The 15,270-nt window shown below is 65.4% G+C and carries 24 protein-coding genes; all 24 read right to left on the bottom strand.

The window, feature by feature from the left end; genetic code table 11:
* Nucleotides 1–83 precede the first annotated feature (83 nt).
* Entirely contained in the window at nucleotides 84–1,064 is a 981-nt protein-coding gene (locus E4P09_RS20395) for an RluA family pseudouridine synthase (protein WP_205042214.1), read from the bottom strand.
* Nucleotides 1,061–2,386 carry a replication-associated recombination protein A gene (locus E4P09_RS20390; RefSeq protein ID WP_137391613.1) on the bottom strand — a complete coding sequence of 442 codons (1,326 nt, stop codon included), beginning with the start codon at nucleotides 2,384–2,386 and terminating at the stop codon, nucleotides 1,061–1,063. The genes E4P09_RS20395 and E4P09_RS20390 overlap by 4 nt, the downstream gene beginning before the upstream one ends.
* 21 nt (nucleotides 2,387–2,407) lie before the next feature.
* Nucleotides 2,408–3,808, bottom strand: a complete 1,401-nt coding sequence (locus E4P09_RS20385) for a DegQ family serine endoprotease (protein ID WP_137391469.1) — start codon at nucleotides 3,806–3,808, stop codon at nucleotides 2,408–2,410.
* A 167-nt stretch (nucleotides 3,809–3,975) separates the two neighbouring features.
* Complete coding sequence (rplQ, locus tag E4P09_RS20380; protein WP_137391468.1) at nucleotides 3,976–4,395, bottom strand: 50S ribosomal protein L17; 420 nt, start codon at nucleotides 4,393–4,395, stop codon at nucleotides 3,976–3,978.
* A 52-nt stretch (nucleotides 4,396–4,447) separates the two neighbouring features.
* Entirely contained in the window at nucleotides 4,448–5,467 is a 1,020-nt protein-coding gene (locus E4P09_RS20375) for a DNA-directed RNA polymerase subunit alpha (protein WP_137391467.1), read from the bottom strand.
* Nucleotides 5,468–5,579: 112 nt separating this feature from the next.
* A complete protein-coding gene (gene rpsK / locus E4P09_RS20370) occupies nucleotides 5,580–5,969 on the bottom strand; it encodes a 30S ribosomal protein S11 (protein ID WP_137391466.1) in 390 nt (129 codons plus the stop codon).
* A gap of 17 nt (nucleotides 5,970–5,986) precedes the next feature.
* Nucleotides 5,987–6,355 carry a 30S ribosomal protein S13 gene (gene rpsM, locus E4P09_RS20365; protein WP_137391465.1) on the bottom strand — a complete coding sequence of 123 codons (369 nt, stop codon included), beginning with the start codon at nucleotides 6,353–6,355 and terminating at the stop codon, nucleotides 5,987–5,989.
* Between the two features lie 220 nt (nucleotides 6,356–6,575).
* Nucleotides 6,576–7,160, bottom strand: coding sequence for an adenylate kinase (locus tag E4P09_RS20360; RefSeq protein WP_137391464.1), 585 nt, complete (start codon nucleotides 7,158–7,160; stop codon nucleotides 6,576–6,578).
* The gene (gene secY, locus E4P09_RS20355) at nucleotides 7,157–8,488 is read right to left on the bottom strand and encodes a preprotein translocase subunit SecY (protein WP_137391463.1); all 1,332 of its coding nucleotides are present in this window, start codon (nucleotides 8,486–8,488) and stop codon (nucleotides 7,157–7,159) included. The genes E4P09_RS20360 and secY overlap by 4 nt, the downstream gene beginning before the upstream one ends.
* 198 nt (nucleotides 8,489–8,686) lie before the next feature.
* Complete coding sequence (gene rplO / locus E4P09_RS20350) at nucleotides 8,687–9,178, bottom strand: 50S ribosomal protein L15 (protein ID WP_137391462.1); 492 nt, start codon at nucleotides 9,176–9,178, stop codon at nucleotides 8,687–8,689.
* Nucleotides 9,179–9,229: 51 nt separating this feature from the next.
* A complete protein-coding gene (gene rpmD, locus E4P09_RS20345) occupies nucleotides 9,230–9,430 on the bottom strand; it encodes a 50S ribosomal protein L30 (RefSeq protein ID WP_137391461.1) in 201 nt (66 codons plus the stop codon).
* A gap of 51 nt (nucleotides 9,431–9,481) precedes the next feature.
* The gene (rpsE, locus tag E4P09_RS20340; RefSeq protein ID WP_137391460.1) at nucleotides 9,482–10,045 is read right to left on the bottom strand and encodes a 30S ribosomal protein S5; all 564 of its coding nucleotides are present in this window, start codon (nucleotides 10,043–10,045) and stop codon (nucleotides 9,482–9,484) included.
* Between the two features lie 29 nt (nucleotides 10,046–10,074).
* Nucleotides 10,075–10,437 carry a 50S ribosomal protein L18 gene (gene rplR, locus E4P09_RS20335; RefSeq protein WP_137391459.1) on the bottom strand — a complete coding sequence of 121 codons (363 nt, stop codon included), beginning with the start codon at nucleotides 10,435–10,437 and terminating at the stop codon, nucleotides 10,075–10,077.
* A gap of 14 nt (nucleotides 10,438–10,451) precedes the next feature.
* Nucleotides 10,452–10,988: a 50S ribosomal protein L6 gene (gene rplF / locus E4P09_RS20330; RefSeq protein ID WP_137391458.1), complete on the bottom strand. Its 537-nt coding sequence runs from the start codon at nucleotides 10,986–10,988 to the stop codon at nucleotides 10,452–10,454.
* Nucleotides 10,989–11,080: 92 nt separating this feature from the next.
* Nucleotides 11,081–11,479 (bottom strand): 30S ribosomal protein S8, encoded by a 399-nt coding sequence (gene rpsH, locus E4P09_RS20325; RefSeq protein WP_137391457.1) that lies wholly within the window; start codon nucleotides 11,477–11,479, stop codon nucleotides 11,081–11,083.
* Nucleotides 11,480–11,502: 23 nt separating this feature from the next.
* On the bottom strand, nucleotides 11,503–11,808 hold the full coding sequence (gene rpsN, locus E4P09_RS20320) for a 30S ribosomal protein S14 (protein ID WP_137391456.1): 306 nt from the start codon (nucleotides 11,806–11,808) through the stop codon (nucleotides 11,503–11,505).
* Nucleotides 11,809–11,838: 30 nt separating this feature from the next.
* Entirely contained in the window at nucleotides 11,839–12,417 is a 579-nt protein-coding gene (gene rplE, locus E4P09_RS20315; RefSeq protein ID WP_137391455.1) for a 50S ribosomal protein L5, read from the bottom strand.
* Nucleotides 12,410–12,727, bottom strand: coding sequence for a 50S ribosomal protein L24 (rplX, locus tag E4P09_RS20310; protein WP_137391454.1), 318 nt, complete (start codon nucleotides 12,725–12,727; stop codon nucleotides 12,410–12,412). The genes rplE and rplX overlap by 8 nt, the downstream gene beginning before the upstream one ends.
* Complete coding sequence (gene rplN, locus E4P09_RS20305) at nucleotides 12,727–13,095, bottom strand: 50S ribosomal protein L14 (RefSeq protein WP_137391453.1); 369 nt, start codon at nucleotides 13,093–13,095, stop codon at nucleotides 12,727–12,729. Before rplN ends, rplX begins: the two co-directional genes overlap by 1 nt.
* A gap of 50 nt (nucleotides 13,096–13,145) precedes the next feature.
* A complete protein-coding gene (rpsQ, locus tag E4P09_RS20300) occupies nucleotides 13,146–13,445 on the bottom strand; it encodes a 30S ribosomal protein S17 (RefSeq protein ID WP_137391452.1) in 300 nt (99 codons plus the stop codon).
* 15 nt (nucleotides 13,446–13,460) lie between these two features.
* The gene (gene rpmC, locus E4P09_RS20295) at nucleotides 13,461–13,661 is read right to left on the bottom strand and encodes a 50S ribosomal protein L29 (protein ID WP_137391451.1); all 201 of its coding nucleotides are present in this window, start codon (nucleotides 13,659–13,661) and stop codon (nucleotides 13,461–13,463) included.
* Between the two features lie 40 nt (nucleotides 13,662–13,701).
* Nucleotides 13,702–14,115 carry a 50S ribosomal protein L16 gene (gene rplP / locus E4P09_RS20290; protein WP_137391450.1) on the bottom strand — a complete coding sequence of 138 codons (414 nt, stop codon included), beginning with the start codon at nucleotides 14,113–14,115 and terminating at the stop codon, nucleotides 13,702–13,704.
* 44 nt (nucleotides 14,116–14,159) lie between these two features.
* Nucleotides 14,160–14,888 carry a 30S ribosomal protein S3 gene (gene rpsC / locus E4P09_RS20285; RefSeq protein WP_137391449.1) on the bottom strand — a complete coding sequence of 243 codons (729 nt, stop codon included), beginning with the start codon at nucleotides 14,886–14,888 and terminating at the stop codon, nucleotides 14,160–14,162.
* Nucleotides 14,888–15,268 carry a 50S ribosomal protein L22 gene (rplV, locus tag E4P09_RS20280; RefSeq protein WP_137391448.1) on the bottom strand — a complete coding sequence of 127 codons (381 nt, stop codon included), beginning with the start codon at nucleotides 15,266–15,268 and terminating at the stop codon, nucleotides 14,888–14,890. The genes rpsC and rplV overlap by 1 nt, the downstream gene beginning before the upstream one ends.
* Between the last annotated feature and the right edge of the window lie 2 nt (nucleotides 15,269–15,270).

Below are 15,270 nucleotides of genomic sequence, written 5' to 3'. Positions count from 1 at the left end.
TAGCTCATCTAGGCAAGATTGGCGATCGATCAATGGCCGCCGCTCGCGCGATCGAAAACCAGACCGGCCTCGTACCCCGTGGCTTATTCCTCGAAGATTTGGAAGGGATCGTCGGACGGCACGTCAAAGCCGAGATAATCGAGGCTGCGGCGCATGTGCTGCGGCAGATCGGCGAGCACCCTGAGCCTGCCCTTGCGTGGATGGGCGAGGGTGATGCCTCGGGCGTGGAGATGCAGCAATGGATCGAGCTCGTCGCTCAAGCTGGCATCCTCGCCGCCATATTTGCGGTCGCCCAGGATCGGATGGCCGATCGCCGCCATATGGGCGCGCAGCTGGTGGGTGCGCCCGGTTCGCGGGCTCAGCGCCACGAAGGCGGCCCGGCGGCCAGCATTGGCAAGCACGATATAGTCAGTGATCGCGCCCTGTGCCTCCTCGTCATGGGCGTTGGCGCCCACCACCCGCTGGTCGCCCGCATGGCCGATCTTCTTCAGGGGCAAGTTGATCGTGCCTGCCCGCGGCTTGGGCACACCGCGCACAAGCGCCCAGTAGACCTTCAGTGCATCCCGCGATTTGAAGCTGTGGGCCAGGGCGGTTGCCGCCGACCTGGTGCGCGCCAGCAGCAGCACGCCGCTGGTGTCGCGGTCGAGACGATGGACCAGGCGCGGCCGTTCTCTACCGTCCAGCACCAGCGCGTCCAGCATGCCGTCGAGATGCCGCTCGGTCTTGCTGCCCCCCTGCACCGCGAGGCCGGCCGGCTTGTTGAGCGCCAGGACGTCCGCATCGCGGTGGATGACGAGCGATTGCAGCCAGCGCGCGTCCCGCTCGCTGACGTCAGACCGTTTCGGTTCCGGGCCGGCATCGGGCAATGGCGGCACGCGCACCGCCTGGCCCTCGCTCACCCGGTCGCCCGGCTTGGCGCGGGCGCCGTCCAGGCGCACCTGGCCGGTGCGCAGCAGCTTCTGCAGCGCGCCATGGCCAAGGGCGGGATAATGGGCCTTGAACCAGCGATCGAGGCGCATGCCGTCTTCCGCCGGCGCCACCGTCTTCACCACGACCCCGCTCACTGTCCGTCGTCCTCCACCTGGCGCTGGTCGCGCAGCTTGGCCCAGTAGTCCAGCCGTTTGCGGATCTCCCGCTCGAAGCCGCGCTCGGGCGGGTCGTAATAGCGCTCGCGTGGCATGTCCTCGGGGAAGTAGTTCTGGCCGGAGAAGGCCTCCGCGGCATCGTGGTCGTAGTCGTAGCCCTTGCCGTAGCCCTGCGCCTTCATCAACTTGGTTGGCGCGTTGAGGATGTGGAACGGCGGCGACAGCGAGCCGGTCTCCTTGGCGCGACGGGTTGCGGCCTTGTAGGCCACGTAGGCAGCGTTGGACTTGGGTGCGGTCGCCATGTAGATCACCGCCTGGGCAATGGCCAGCTCGCCCTCGGGTGAGCCCAGGAAGTCGAAGGCATCCTTGGCGGCGACGGCCTGGGTCAGGGCCTGCGGATCGGCAAGGCCGATATCCTCGACCGCCATGCGCACCACCCGGCGGGCGATGTAAAGCGGGTCCTCCCCCGCGACCAGCATGCGTGCGAGATAATAGAGTGCGGCGTCCGGATCCGACCCGCGCACCGATTTGTGCAGCGCCGAGATCAGGTTGTAATGCCCATCCCGCGACTTGTCATAGAGCGGCATCCGCCGCTGCACCACCTCGGCCAGGCCGGCCGAATCGAGAGGCTCGCCCGTCCCGGGCACACTGGCGAAAATCTCTTCCGCCATGTTGAGGAGATAGCGGCCGTCGCCATCCGCAAGCTGCATGAGCGCGTCGCGGGCGGCGGGATCAAGCGGCAGCGTCCTGCCCTCATAGGCCTCGGCGCGGGCCAGCAGCTGCTCGAGGGCGGCGCTGTCCAGCCGCCGCAGCGTCAGCACCTGGGCGCGCGACAAAAGGGCCGCATTCAGTTCGAAAGACGGGTTCTCGGTGGTGGCCCCGACCAGGGTGATGGTCCCGTCTTCCATCACCGGCAGGAAGCTGTCCTGCTGGGTGCGGTTGAACCGGTGGATCTCGTCGATGAACAAGAGGGTGCCCCGCCCCTGCTCCCGCTGTGCCCGGGCCGCCTCGAACGCCTTCTTGAGGTCCTGCACCCCGGAAAAGATCGCCGACATCTGCACGAAGACCAGCTTGGCTTCCCGGGCCAGCAGCCGGGCGATGGTGGTCTTGCCCGTGCCCGGCGGGCCCCACAGGATCACCGAGCCGAAGCGGCCGGAGCGCAGCATGCGGGTGAACACGCCCTCGGGGCCGACCAGGTGGTCCTGGCCGACCACGTCGGCGAGGCTTTCCGGCCGCAGACGGTCGGCGAGCGGGCGCGGCGCCTCGCGCTCCAGGCCCGCCGCCTCGAACAGATTGGTCATCATATCCCGTCCGTCATGGGATCAGCCTCCGAAGGTCGACGAGATCACCTGGCCTTTGCGATTGACCACCACCTCCCACATCCGGGCGGAGCGCTGCGTCGCGGCAACCGCATCCTTGACGCTGCCGAGCTTCCGCCCGTTGACCTCGACCAGAATGTCGCCGGGGCGGAAGCCCAGCTGCCTGGCGGGCCCGCGCGCGAGGTCGACGACGACAACCCCCTCTCGCGCGCTCGGAACCCCGAGTTCCTCGGCAACCGCCGGTGAGAGATTGGCCACCACCAACCCGGCCAGCGGCGAGCGGCCCTGCAGTGTCGTCCGGTTCTGGGCCGGTTCCTCGGGCGGTGCTATCACCGCGACCTGAGCGGTCATCCGCTTGCCGTCCCTGAGGAAAGCGACCTCCGCCCGGCCGCCGATGCGCAGGGTGGAGAAGCGGTAATTGGCTGCCGCTGGACTGTCCACCGGCTTACCGTCGATGGCGATCAGCACATCGCCGGTGCGCAGGCCCGCCTTGATCAGCGGCGAGAGCGGATGCCCGTCGAGCACCACGGCACCGGTCGGTGCGGCGAGGCCGAGGGATTCGGCGATATCCGCGGTCATGTCCTGCATGTTCACCCCGAGCCAGGGCCGCACCACCTTGCCGCCGGCTCGCGCCGATTCCACCACCATGCGGACCGTGTTCGCCGGAATGGCGAAGCCGATGCCGATCGAGCCGCCGCTGCGGGAATAGATCGCCGTGTTGATGCCCACCAGCCGGCCATTCATGTCGACCAGCGCGCCGCCTGAATTGCCGGGATTGATGGCCGCATCGGTCTGGATGAAGAACTGGTAATCGCTGATCCCCGCCGCGGTCCGTGCCAGCGCCGACACGATGCCGCTGGTGACGGTTTGGCCCACCCCGAACGGATTGCCTATGGCCAGCACGAGATCGCCGACCTGCAGCGAATCACTATCGTCGAAGGCGATGGTCGGCAGCTTGCTGCCATTCGTCTCGATTTTCAGAACCGCGAGGTCGGTACGCTCGTCCGCCAGCAGCACCTTGGCCTCGAACTCGCGCTTGTCGGAGAGCACCACCAGGATCTCTGAGCCCTGCCCCGCCACGTGGTTGTTGGTGACGATGAGACCGTCCTCGCTCACGATCACGCCCGAGCCGAGCGAGCGTTCGACCCGCTCGCGCGGAATGCCGAAGCCGTTATTGCCGAAGAAGCGCTGGAAGAACGGATCTTGGAAGAACGGCAGGAGCTGGTTGCGCACGAGCCGGCGCGTATAGATGTTCACCACGGCCGGCGCCGTCTGCCGGACCACGGGTGCAAAGGACAGCTGCACCTGCTCGCGCGACTGCGGCAGTTCGCGGATCTGGGCGGTTGCGGGAACGCTGGCAAGGCAAAGCAGAACGAGCGCAAGAAGGCTGCGAAGCCAGATCATACGGTCGTGTCCTCCTGAAGTCTGGTGACGGTTCCAATCAAGACGCTGCCACGCAAACGACAATGTAAGCGCGGCCGCAAGCCCTGCAAAGCGATGGGGGCGCGAATCAAAAAGGCGCGGGAGCCTGTTCCCGCGCCTTCTGATGAAATGCCTTCAGCCCTGGGGGGTCACGCCGCCGCGGCTTCCTCGTCCACGGATACCGGGCCCGAATCCTTGCCCTTCTCCGCCGGATCGCGGTCCACCAGCTCGATCACCGCCAGCGGCGCGTTGTCGCCATAGCGGAAGCCCGCCTTGAGCACACGCGTGTAACCGCCAGGCCGGCTCTGGTAGCGGGCGCCCAGCGTGTCGAACAGCTTGCCTACCTGCTCGATGTCGCGGATCTGGGCGATTGCCTGGCGTCGGCGGTGCAGGCCGCCCTTCTTGGCCAGGGTGATCAGCCGCTCCACAACCGGGCGCAGCTCCTTTGCCTTGGGCAGCGTGGTGACAATCTGCTCGTGCTTGATCAGGGCTGCCGCCATATTGGCGAACATGGCCTTGCGATGGCTCGCTGTCCTGTTGAGCTTCCGCCCGCTCTTGCCGTGGCGCATCGCGCGTCTCTCCTTAGCAACTCATCTGCCGCACCCGAAACGGGACGCCGGCTCAGTACTGATTCTCGTATTTCTTGGCGAGCTCTTCGATGTTCTCCGGCGGCCAGTTGGGTGCCTCCATGCCGAGATGGAGACCCATCTGGGCGAGAACCTCCTTGATCTCGTTCAGCGACTTGCGGCCGAAATTCGGCGTGCGCAGCATCTCGGCCTCGGTCTTCTGGATGAGGTCGCCGATATAGACAATGTTGTCGTTCTTCAGGCAGTTGGCCGAGCGCACCGACAGCTCGAGCTCGTCCACCTTCTTCAGAAGCGCAGCGTTGAACGGCAGCTCGGAGGGCTGACGCTCCTCCTTCACCACCCGGCTCGGCTCCTCGAAATTGATGAAGATCTGCAGCTGGTCCTGCAGGATGCGCGCCGCATAGGCAACCGAGTCCTCCGGGGTGAGGGAACCGTCGGTCTCGACGGTGAGGGTGAGCTTGTCGTAATCAAGGATCTGCCCCTCGCGGGTATTCTCGACCTTGTACGACACCCGCTTCACCGGGCTGTACAGGCTGTCCACCGGAATGAGGCCGATGGGCGCATCCTCCGGCCGGTTGCGTTCGGCCGGCACATAACCCTTGCCCGTGTTCACGGTGAACTCCATCCGGATCTCCGCGCCCTCATCCAGGGTACAGATCACGTGATCGGGATTGAGCACCTGGATGTCGGCGGTCTCCTCGATGTCGCCCGCCTTGACGACACCGGGCCCCTGCCGCTTGAGGAGCAGCCGCTTGGGCCCCTCCACATGCATCCGCAGCGCGATCTCCTTGATGTTCAGGACGATGTCGGTGACATCCTCCCGGACACCGGCGATCGAGGAGAACTCGTGCAGAACGCCGTCGATATGCACCGAGGTGATGGCCGCGCCCTGAAGGGACGACAGCAGCACGCGGCGCAACGCGTTGCCGAGCGTGAGGCCGAAGCCGCGCTCCAGAGGCTCCGCGACCAAGGTGGCGACGTTCTGCGCATTGCGACCAGGCGCGACCTCGAGCTTGGTCGGCTTGATCAGGTCCTGCCAATTCTTTTGGATCACTTGGAATCCTCGTTCATCGATAGTTTGCGCCGATGATCCACCTCAGGGCGGGGTTCGCCGGCGCCAAAGGCTCCGGCGTGGCAACCGCCGCGCCGGGCCGCAGAGCTGACGATCACACGCGCCGGCGCTTCGGCGGCCGGCAGCCGTTATGGGCGATCGGCGTCACGTCGCGGATCGTGGTGATCTGCAGGCCAACAGCCTGCAGGGCGCGCAGCGCCGACTCACGACCCGAGCCCGGGCCCTTCACCTCCACCTCGAGGGTGCGCATGCCATGCTCCATGGCCCGGCGCGCCGCCTCTTCCGCCGCCATCTGCGCGGCAAACGGCGTCGACTTGCGCGAGCCCTTGAAGCCCATCTTTCCGGCCGAGGCCCAGGAGATCGCATTCCCCTGGACATCGGTGATGGTGATCATCGTGTTGTTGAAGGTCGCGTTCACGTGGGCGACGCCCGACGTGATGTTCTTACGTTCCTTGCGGCGAATGCGGGTAGCGTCCTTGACCATGGGATCCAGCCTTGTCCTTACTTCTTCTTACCGGCAATGGCCTTGGCTGGACCTTTGCGGGTGCGGGCGTTGGTGTGGGTGCGCTGGCCGCGCACAGGCAGGCCGCGGCGATGGCGCAGGCCGCGGTAGCAGCCGAGATCCATCAGCCGCTTGATGTTCATGGCCACTTCCCGCCGCAGGTCGCCCTCCACCATATAGTCACGGTCGATGGTCTCGCGGATCTGCAGCACGTCCGCATCCGACAACTCATTGACCCGCCGCGCGCTAGGAATGCCCACCTTTTCACAGATCTCGCGCGCCATCTTGGGCCCGATTCCATGAATATAGGTGAGCGCGATCTCCACGCGTTTGTTCGTCGGAATGTTGACGCCAGCAATACGGGCCACGTCGGCTTCTCCTACAATCGCCCGGCTCTTGCCCGGGCTTCAAAACGTCCTGCAATCGGGTGCGCTAACGACACAAGGCTGCACCTTCGGCAATCCGGAGGGAATTGCCAGAGGCCAGCCCGATTGAGCGCAACAAAGTTCGCGTTATGTAAGGCGACTCTGCTGTTTCGTCAACACGCGGCTTGGCACTTCACGCCAATCCCGGCAACTCCGGGCCTGTTCAGGCTGCTCGCGCCCGATCGAGCACCTGCCCGATCTGGCGATTGACGGTCTCCACGTCAGCCATGCCGTCCACGGTGCGCAACACCCCGCGCGACCGGTAATAGGCCGCAACCGGCGCGGTCTGCTCGTTATAGACGGCCAGCCTCTTCTTGAGCGCCTCGGCATTGTCGTCGGCTCGCGGGCCACCCGCCGTCTCGCTCGCCCGCTTCTCGATGCGCCCGATCAGGATGTTCTCGTCGACTCCCAGCTCGATGACGGCGTCGAGCTTCAGGCCGAGTTCCGAAAGCATCGCGTCCAGAGCCTCGGCCTGGGCCACGTTGCGCGGAAATCCGTCGAGAATGAAGCCCTTGGCGCAGTCCTTGGCGCGGATCCGCTCGGCGATGATGCCGACCACCACGTCGTCCGGCACCAGGTCGCCGCGGGCGATGATCGCCTCGACCTTGCGCCCCAGCGCCGTGCCCTCGGCAATGGCGGCACGCAGCATGTCGCCCGTGGACAGCTGCTTCAGCCCGCGCTGCTGCTCCAACAGCTTGGCCTGCGTCCCCTTACCGGCCCCGGGTGGTCCAAGCAGAATGACGTTCATCGACGGGCTCCCCTCAGCTTCGCCTTCTTGATCAGCCCTTCATACTGATGGGCGAGCAGATGGCTCTGCACTTGCGCGACGGTATCCATGGTGACGCTGACCACGATCAAGAGCGAGGTGCCGCCGAAATAGAACGGCAGCGCCCAATACGAGCGCAGGATCTCCGGCAGCAGGCAGACGGCGGCGATATAGATGGCGCCCACCAGGGTGATACGGGTCAGCACATAGTCGATATACTCCGCCGTGCGCTCCCCCGGGCGGATGCCCGGGACGAAGCCGCCGTGCTTCTTCAGGTTATCCGCCGTGTCCTTGGGGTTGAACACGATGGCCGTGTAGAAGAAACAGAAGAAGACGATCAGCGCCACATAGATCAGCAGGAACAGCGGCTGGCCCGGCCCCAGCAGCGCCGTCAGGGTGGTCAGCCAGCCCGGCCCCTGTCCCGACATGAAATTCGCGATGGTCACCGGCAGGAGCAGGAGCGAGGACGCGAAGATTGGCGGAATGACGCCGGCCGTGTTGAGCTTCAGCGGCAAGTGCGAGCTGTCGCCCTGGAAGACCCGGTTGCCGACCTGGCGCTTGGGATACTGCACCAGAATGCGCCGCTGCGCCCGCTCCATGAAGACGATGAACATGACCACGGCGAGGGCCATGATGACGATGCCGATGATCAGGTAGGTCGAAAGGATGCCTTGCCGCCCGAGCTCGAGGGTGCCGGCAATGGCTCGCGGCAGCTCGGCCACGATGCCTGCGAAGATGATCAGCGAGATGCCGTTGCCGATGCCGCGGGCGGTGATCTGCTCGCCGAGCCACATCAGGAATACGGTGCCGCCCACGAGGGTGATCACGGTCGAGGCACGGAAGAACCAGCCGGGGTCGAGCACCGCATTGCTCGAAGTCTCGAGCCCGACGGCGATTGCGTAGGCCTGAACCGCAGCCAAGATAACGGTGCCATACCGGGTATATTGATTGAGGGTCTTGCGGCCCTGCTCGCCCTCCTTCTTCAGCGCCTCCAGATGGGGCGATACCGACGTCATCAGCTGCACGATGATGGACGCCGAGATATAGGGCATGATGTTCAGGGCGAAGATGGCCATGCGGCCGAGCGCGCCACCGGCCAGGCCGTTGATCCAACCCAGAATGCCGGCCGAGTTCTGCTGAACGAGGCGGGCAAGCTCGGTCGGATCGATGCCGGGAACGGGGATGTAGGTCCCGAGCCGGTAGACGATCAGAGCACCCAGCGTGAACCAGATCCGCTTCTTGAGTTCAGTCGCCTTGCCAAAGGCCGCGAGATTGATGTTCGCGGCAAGCTGCTCTGCTGCTGATGCCATGTTGTCCCTCGAGCGGGTACCCCTTGCCGTTCATATGGGCGAGGCACCCGACGCCCGCCAGGCGGCGCCGAAGATTTCCTCCGGCAGCGGCCGCATGAGCCTACCGGCTTACCCAGGCGGAACAGTTTACCAAGCCTTCCGCCCCATGCTCGACGCGTGCGGCCGCATGCGGCAACACGCCGCGTGCCAAGCCTGAATTCAGGAGGCCGCTTCGCCCGCCTCGGCCGACGGGCCACCCACGATCACCAGGCTGCCACCGGCCTTCTCGACAGCCGCGCGCGCCGACTTGCTGGCGTGGTTCACCTCGATCGAGATCTTGCTCTTGAGCTCGCCATTGCCGAGCAGCCGCACGCCGTCCAGACGGCGCGACAGAACGCCCGCCGCAACCAGCGTATCGACCGTCACCGTGCTGCCGGCGTCGATCAGCTTGGCATCGATCGCCTGCTGCAGCCGTCCGAGATTGATCTCGTTGAAGCTCTTGGCGTGGATATTGTTGAAGCCGCGCTTCGGCAGCCGGCGGTAGATCGGCATCTGGCCGCCTTCGAAGCCGACCACGGCCACGCCCGAGCGCGCCTTCTGGCCCTTGACGCCGCGACCGGACGTCTTGCCGAGGCCGGAGCCGACGCCACGGCCGCGTCGCTTGGCGCGATGGCGGGCGCCGGGGTTGTCATTCAGCTCGTTCAGTTTCATGTCCTCGATCCCTCGGATCCCGATCTTCGGCCGGCTGCCTCGAGCCGGCGACTATTCAACCACGCGGATGAGGTGGGCGACCTTGCGAATCATGCCACGCACCTCCGGCGTATCCTTGAGGGTCGACCGCGCGCGCATCCGCTTCAAGCCGAGCCCGAGCAGGGTGGCCTGCTGGTCCTTGGTGCGGCGGTTGGCGCTGGCGATCTGCTCCACCGTCACCGTGCCGCTCGTCTCTGTCTTTGCCTTGGCCATAACGCCTATCCTTGCTTCACGCTCGCTCGCCACGCCCGCCTGTAAAGCCGGTTACTCGACCAGCGCTGACGCATCCCGGCGGCGGGCGACGATGTCGCTCACCTTCTTGCCGCGGCGGGAGGCCACCTGGCGGGGGCTTCTCTCGTTCTTCAGTGCGTCGAAGGTGGCGCGCACCATGTTGTAGGGGTTGGACGTCCCGATCGACTTTGCCACGACATCCTGCACGCCCAGGGTCTCGAACACCGCGCGCATCGGGCCGCCGGCGATGATCCCGGTTCCGGGCGGGGCTGCGCGCAGGACCACGCGGCCGGCGCCGTGATGGCCGAGCACGTCGTGATGCAGCGTCCGCCCCTCGCGCAGAGGCACCCTGACCATGCTGCGCTTTGCCGTCTCGGTCGCCTTGCGGATCGCTTCCGGCACCTCGCGCGCCTTGCCGTGGCCGAACCCGACCCGGCCCTTCTGGTCGCCGACCACCACCAGCGCGGCAAAGCCGAACCGGCGGCCGCCCTTCACCACCTTGGCCACGCGATTGATGTGCACCAGCTTGTCGACGAACTCGCTGTCGCGCTCGTCCCGATCCCTGCGGTCTTCCCGCTCTCTGTCTCTCGTGGCCATGGCGTTCGCCTTGCTTTCGGTAATGCGTGTTAGAAGTTCAGGCCGCCTTCGCGCGCGGCATCCGCCAGCGCCTTGACCCGACCATGATAGAGATATCCGCCGCGGTCGAAGACCACGTCGGAGATACCCGCGCTCTTGGCGCGCTCGGCGATCAGCTTGCCAACCACCGCCGCCGCGCCGATATCGCCGCCCGTCTTTAGCGTACCCTTGACCTTGGGGTCCAGGGTGGATGCCGCCGCAAGCGTCACGCCCTTCTCATCATCGATGATCTGAACGTAGATGTTCTTGTGGGAGCGGAACACGCTCAGCCGCGGGCGACCAAAAGCACGGGCCTTGAGTGCCCTACGCACACGGGCCGCGCGCCGCTCCTGCTGGGTAAGTCTGCCAACCATTCTCGCTGCTCCCGTTACTTCTTCTTGCCTTCCTTGCGGAAGATCACCTCGTCGGCATACTTGATGCCCTTGCCCTTGTAGGGTTCCGGCGGACGGAAGTCGCGGATTTCCGCTGCGACCTGGCCGACGCGCTGCTTGTCGATGCCCGAGATCACGATCTCGACCGGGCGCGGCGTTTCGATTTTGATGCCCTGCGGCACGGCATATTTCACGTCATGGCTGAAGCCGAGCTGCAGCTGAAGCTGCGAGCCCTGCATGGCGGCACGGTAACCCACGCCATTGATCTCCAGCGTCTTCTTGAAGCCGTTCGAGACGCCTTCCACCATGTTGGCGACCAGGGTCCGGCTCATGCCCCACATGGCACGGGCCCGCTTGGACTCATCCCGCGGCGTGATGGTCACCGCGCCGTCCTCGCCGAGCTTGGCGATGACCTCTTCCACGAGCACCATGGAAAGCTCGCCCTTGGGCCCCTTGGCCGAAACGGTCTGGCCGTCGATGGAGACCGAGACCCCCTTCGGAACGGAGACGGGCTTCTTACCGGTCCTGGACATGGGTAAATTCCTGCTTCTCTTCTCGCCGCCGTTATCCGGCCATCCGGAACCAGCGGCAGATCAATCCGTTAGCACCACTTCCCGCAGCCGCCTCAGAAGACGGTGCAGAGAACTTCGCCACCCACATTGCGGTCGCGCGCGTCGCTGTCGGACATCACACCCTGGGACGTCGACAGGATCGAGATCCCCAAGCCGTTATAGACCGTCGGCATGGACGCCACCGAGGCATAGACGCGCCGGCCCGGGGTCGACACCCGCTTGATGTCGTGGATCACAGGCTCGCCGTCGAAATACTTGAGCTCGATCTCGATCTCTTTCTTGCCGTTGTCGAACTCGACCTCGGCATAGCCGCGGATGAAGCCTTCCTGCTCCAGCACGTCGAGCACGCGCTTGCGCAGCTTGGACGCGGGCGTCGTCACCTTGGACTTGCCGCGCAGCTGCGCATTGCGGATGCGGGTCAGCATATCGCCGAGCGGATCATTCACACTCATATCACGTGTCTCCCAGATTCCGCCTACCAGCTCGACTTGACCATGCCGGGAATGGCGCCGCTATGGGCCAGATCCCGCAGCGCGATCCGCGAGATCTTCAGCTTGCGGTAAAAGGCGCGCGGACGGCCGGTCATCTCGCAGCGGTTGCGGACGCGGCTCGGCGCCGAGTTGCGCGGCAGGTTGGCGAGCTTGAGCTGCGCCTCGAAGCGCTCCTCGATCGGCAGTGCCTTGTTCTGCACGACCGCTTTGAGCCGCTGGCGCTTGTTCGCGAACTTCTTCGCCAGCGTCCTGCGCCGCTTGTTGGTTTCGATAGCGCTCTTCTTGGCCATATCGGTCCTCTAGATCCTTGAGCGGGCCCGTTACGCGGCCTGGCGCCGCGACGGCGCCTGGCGGAACGGAAAGTCAAAGCCTTCGAGCAGCGCCCGTGCTTCCTCGTCGGAGTTGGCCGTCGTGCAGATGATCACGTCCATGCCCCAGATGCGCTCCGCCCGGTCATAGTCGATTTCCGGGAAGATGATGTGCTCCTTGATGCCCAGCGCATAATTGCCGTTGCCATCGAAGCTCGTGGTCGGCAATCCACGGAAGTCGCGGACGCGCGGCAGGGCGATGGTCAGCAGCCTGTCGAAAAACTCGTACATCCGTGCGCGGCGCAGGGTCACCTTGCAGCCGATGGGCATGCCGTCGCGCACCTTGAAGGTGGCGATCGACTTGCGCGCCCGGGTGATTACCGCCTTCTGGCCGGCGATGCGACCCAGGTCCTCCGCCGCCGACTTGACCAGCTTGGTGTCGCCCACCGCCTCGCCTACGCCCATGTTGAGCACGATCTTGTCCAGTGCCGGCAGCTGGTGGACGTTGGTATATTTGAACTTCTCCGTCAGCATCGGGCGCACCACCTCCTGGTAGTGGCGCTGCAGCCGCGGCGTGTAAGTCTCAGCCATCGATGACCTCCCCGGAGCGGCGCGCGACGCGCACCTTGCTGCCGTCATTGAGGATCTTGAAGCCGACCCGCGAAGGCTTGCCGTCCTTCGGGTCAGCGATTGCCAGGTTCGACAGGTGGATCGGCAGCTCCTTGGAGATGATGCCGCCCTCCTGGGTGCCGGTCTGCTTCTGGTGGCGCTGCACGCGGTTGACGCCCTGGACCACCGCCCGGTTCTCCGACGGCAGCACCTTCAGCACTTCGCCGCGCTTGCCCTTGTCCTTGCCGGCAAGCACCACCACCGTGTCGCCCTTCTTGATCTTCGCCGCCATCAGAGCACCTCCGGCGCGAGCGAGATGATCTTCATGTGGTTCTTCGCCCTGAGTTCCCGTGGCACCGGGCCGAAAATGCGGGTGCCGATCGGCTCGCCCTGGTTGTTGATCAGCACGGCCGCATTGCCGTCGAAGCGGATGACCGAGCCGTCCGGACGGTGGATGTCCTTGGCGGTGCGCACCACCACGGCCTTCATCACATTGCCCTTCTTCACGCGGCCGCGCGGGATCGCCTCCTTCACGGACACGACGATCACGTCGCCCACATGGGCATATTTCCGGTGCGACCCGCCCAGCACCTTGATGCACTGCACCCGGCGCGCGCCGGAATTGTCGGCTACGTCCAGATTGGTTTGCATCTGTATCATGGCACCACCTTCATCCTGTTTCGCTCGTCCGAAGCTCAAGCTCGGCGGCGCTATTCCCGTGCTTTGGCGGCCTCGGCCGCAGCGGCTCTGGCCTCGGCCTCAGTCGCCCTGCCCTCGGAGACGTTCTCGATCAATGTCCACGTCTTCAGCTTCGAGATCGGGCGGCATTCCTGGATGCGCACGATGTCGCCCACCTTGGCCGCGCGATGCTCGTCGTGGGCGTGAAACTTCTTCGACCGCCGCACGGTCTTCTTGAACAGCGGGTGCGTGAATCGCCGCTCCACCTGCACCACGATGGTGCGCTCGTTCTTGTCGCTGACCACGACACCCTGCAGGATGCGCTTCGGCATCTTTATCTCCCGTCCTTACTTCGCCGCGGTCTTGGCGCGCTGGCGCTGCGCCGTCAGGATCCGCGCCACGGTCCGCCGGACCTCGCGGACACGTGCGGTGTTCTCAACCTGGCCGACCGCCTTCTGGAAGCGCAGATTGAACTGCTCCTTCTTCAGCTTCAGCAACTCGTCCTTGAGCTGATCATCGCTCAGGAGTTTCACTTCGGAGGCCTTCATAGCGGTCAATCCCAATAAAAATCTCCAGCCGGTCCGCCGATCATTCGCCGAACCGCGCCACGATGCGCGTGGTGATCGGCAGCTTTGCCGCGCCCAGCCGCAGCGCCTCCTCGGCGATCTCGCGATCGACGCCGTCGATCTCGAACATGATGCGGCCGGGCTTCACCTTGGCCGCCCAGTACTCGGGCGCGCCCTTGCCCTTGCCCATGCGGACCTCGGTGGGCTTCTTCGACACGGGCACGTCCGGGAAGATGCGGATCCACACGCGCCCGCTACGCTTCATGTGGCGGGTAATCGCGCGGCGCGCCGCCTCGATCTGGCGCGCGGTGACCCGCTCCGGTTCCAGCGCCTTCAGGCCGAAGGCGCCGAAATTGAGCTCGGTGCCACCCTTGGCCTTGCCATGGATCCGCCCCTTGTGCTGCTTGCGGAATTTCGTGCGTTTTGGCTGCAGCATTGTCCTTTGTCCTTAAGTCCCTATGGGCTCGTCCAGCCGTTAGCTCAGGCCATCTCGCGCCGCTGGCGCTCCCGGTCACCCCGCTCGCCCCGCGGGCCGCCTTCCTGATAGTCCTGCAGGCGCTTCTCGGAAGCGAACGGGTCGTGCTCGAGGATCTCGCCCTTGAAGATCCACACCTTGATGCCGATCGTGCCATAGGCGGTGTGCGCGGTCGCCGTTCCGAAATCGATATCGGCGCGCAGGGTGTGCAACGGCACACGCCCTTCGCGATACCACTCGGTGCGGGCGATTTCCGCGCCGCCCAGCCGGCCGCCGCAGGTGATCCTGATCCCTTGGGCGCCAAGCCGCATGGCCGACTGCACCGCCCGCTTCATGGCGCGGCGGAAGGCGACGCGGCGCTCGAGCTGCTGGGCGATGTTCTCTGCCACCAGCTGGGCGTCCATTTCGGGCTTGCGCACCTCGACGATGTTCAGGTGAACGTCGGATGAGGTGTACTCGCCGATCTTGCGGCGCAGCTTCTCGATATCGGCGCCCTTCTTGCCGATCACCACGCCCGGACGGGCGGTGTAGATCGTGACCCGGCACTTCTTGTGCGGGCGCTCGATGACGATGCGCGACACGCCGGCCTGCTTCAGGGCGTCACGTAGGTATCTCTTGATCCTGAGATCCTCGTGCAGCAGCTTGGCGTATTCCGCGCGGCCCGCATACCAGCGGGAATCCCAGGTGCGGTTGACGCCCAGCCGGAAGCCGGTCGGATTGATCTTCTGCCCCATTATGCGGCCTCCTCGACCTGGCGCACCACGATGGTGAGCTGGCTGAACGGCTTCTCGATGCGGCTGGCGCGGCCGCGGGCCCGCGGCCGGAACCGCTTCATCACCAGCCCCTTGCCCACGAAGGCTTCCGCCACCACCAGGCTGTCCACGTCCAGCGCGTGATTGTTCTCGGCATTCGCAATGGCCGACTGCAGCGTCTTCTTCACGTCGTGCGAAACGCGCTTGCGCGAAAAGGTGAGCTCGGCCAGCGCCTTGTCAACCTTCTTGCCGCGGATCATCGCCGCGACCAGGTTGAGCTTCTGGGGCGACACGCGCAGCGAGCGCAGCACGGCCCTCGCCTCGGTGTCCTTAAGCACCCGCTCTCTCGAACGCTTGCCCATGG

Origin of the sequence: Rhodoligotrophos defluvii (genome assembly GCF_005281615.1) — a bacterium.
GTDB lineage: Bacteria > Pseudomonadota > Alphaproteobacteria > Rhizobiales > Im1 > Rhodoligotrophos > Rhodoligotrophos defluvii.
The sequence above is the reverse complement of the archived record's forward strand: the minus strand, read 5'-3'. Positions and strand labels throughout refer to the sequence as shown.

What these genes read in the sequence shown, in the direction of transcription:
- E4P09_RS20385 (WP_137391469.1), bottom strand. Translation starts at nt 3,808, where the DNA reads ATGATCTGGCTTCGCAGCCTTCTTGCGCTCGTTCTGCTTTGCCTTGCC.
- rplO (WP_137391462.1), bottom strand. Translation starts at nt 9,178, where the DNA reads ATGAAACTGAACGAGCTGAATGACAACCCCGGCGCCCGCCATCGCGCC.
- rpmD (WP_137391461.1), bottom strand. Translation starts at nt 9,430, where the DNA reads ATGGCCAAGGCAAAGACAGAGACGAGCGGCACGGTGACGGTGGAGCAG.
- rpsC (WP_137391449.1), bottom strand. Translation starts at nt 14,888, where the DNA reads ATGGGGCAGAAGATCAATCCGACCGGCTTCCGGCTGGGCGTCAACCGC.
- rpmC (WP_137391451.1), bottom strand. Translation starts at nt 13,661, where the DNA reads ATGAAGGCCTCCGAAGTGAAACTCCTGAGCGATGATCAGCTCAAGGAC.
- rpsN (WP_137391456.1), bottom strand. Translation starts at nt 11,808, where the DNA reads ATGGCCAAGAAGAGCGCTATCGAAACCAACAAGCGGCGCAGGACGCTG.
- rpsE (WP_137391460.1), bottom strand. Translation starts at nt 10,045, where the DNA reads ATGGCCACGAGAGACAGAGAGCGGGAAGACCGCAGGGATCGGGACGAG.
- rplN (WP_137391453.1), bottom strand. Translation starts at nt 13,095, where the DNA reads ATGATACAGATGCAAACCAATCTGGACGTAGCCGACAATTCCGGCGCG.
- rplF (WP_137391458.1), bottom strand. Translation starts at nt 10,988, where the DNA reads ATGTCCAGGACCGGTAAGAAGCCCGTCTCCGTTCCGAAGGGGGTCTCG.
- rpsQ (WP_137391452.1), bottom strand. Translation starts at nt 13,445, where the DNA reads ATGCCGAAGCGCATCCTGCAGGGTGTCGTGGTCAGCGACAAGAACGAG.
- rplV (WP_137391448.1), bottom strand. Translation starts at nt 15,268, where the DNA reads ATGGGCAAGCGTTCGAGAGAGCGGGTGCTTAAGGACACCGAGGCGAGG.
- rplR (WP_137391459.1), bottom strand. Translation starts at nt 10,437, where the DNA reads ATGGTTGGCAGACTTACCCAGCAGGAGCGGCGCGCGGCCCGTGTGCGT.
- secY (WP_137391463.1), bottom strand. Translation starts at nt 8,488, where the DNA reads ATGGCATCAGCAGCAGAGCAGCTTGCCGCGAACATCAATCTCGCGGCC.
- rpsH (WP_137391457.1), bottom strand. Translation starts at nt 11,479, where the DNA reads ATGAGTGTGAATGATCCGCTCGGCGATATGCTGACCCGCATCCGCAAT.
- rplP (WP_137391450.1), bottom strand. Translation starts at nt 14,115, where the DNA reads ATGCTGCAGCCAAAACGCACGAAATTCCGCAAGCAGCACAAGGGGCGG.
- E4P09_RS20390 (WP_137391613.1), bottom strand. Translation starts at nt 2,386, where the DNA reads ATGACCAATCTGTTCGAGGCGGCGGGCCTGGAGCGCGAGGCGCCGCGC.
- rplQ (WP_137391468.1), bottom strand. Translation starts at nt 4,395, where the DNA reads ATGCGCCACGGCAAGAGCGGGCGGAAGCTCAACAGGACAGCGAGCCAT.
- rpsK (WP_137391466.1), bottom strand. Translation starts at nt 5,969, where the DNA reads ATGGTCAAGGACGCTACCCGCATTCGCCGCAAGGAACGTAAGAACATC.
- E4P09_RS20360 (WP_137391464.1), bottom strand. Translation starts at nt 7,160, where the DNA reads ATGAACGTCATTCTGCTTGGACCACCCGGGGCCGGTAAGGGGACGCAG.
- rplX (WP_137391454.1), bottom strand. Translation starts at nt 12,727, where the DNA reads ATGGCGGCGAAGATCAAGAAGGGCGACACGGTGGTGGTGCTTGCCGGC.
- rplE (WP_137391455.1), bottom strand. Translation starts at nt 12,417, where the DNA reads ATGGCTGAGACTTACACGCCGCGGCTGCAGCGCCACTACCAGGAGGTG.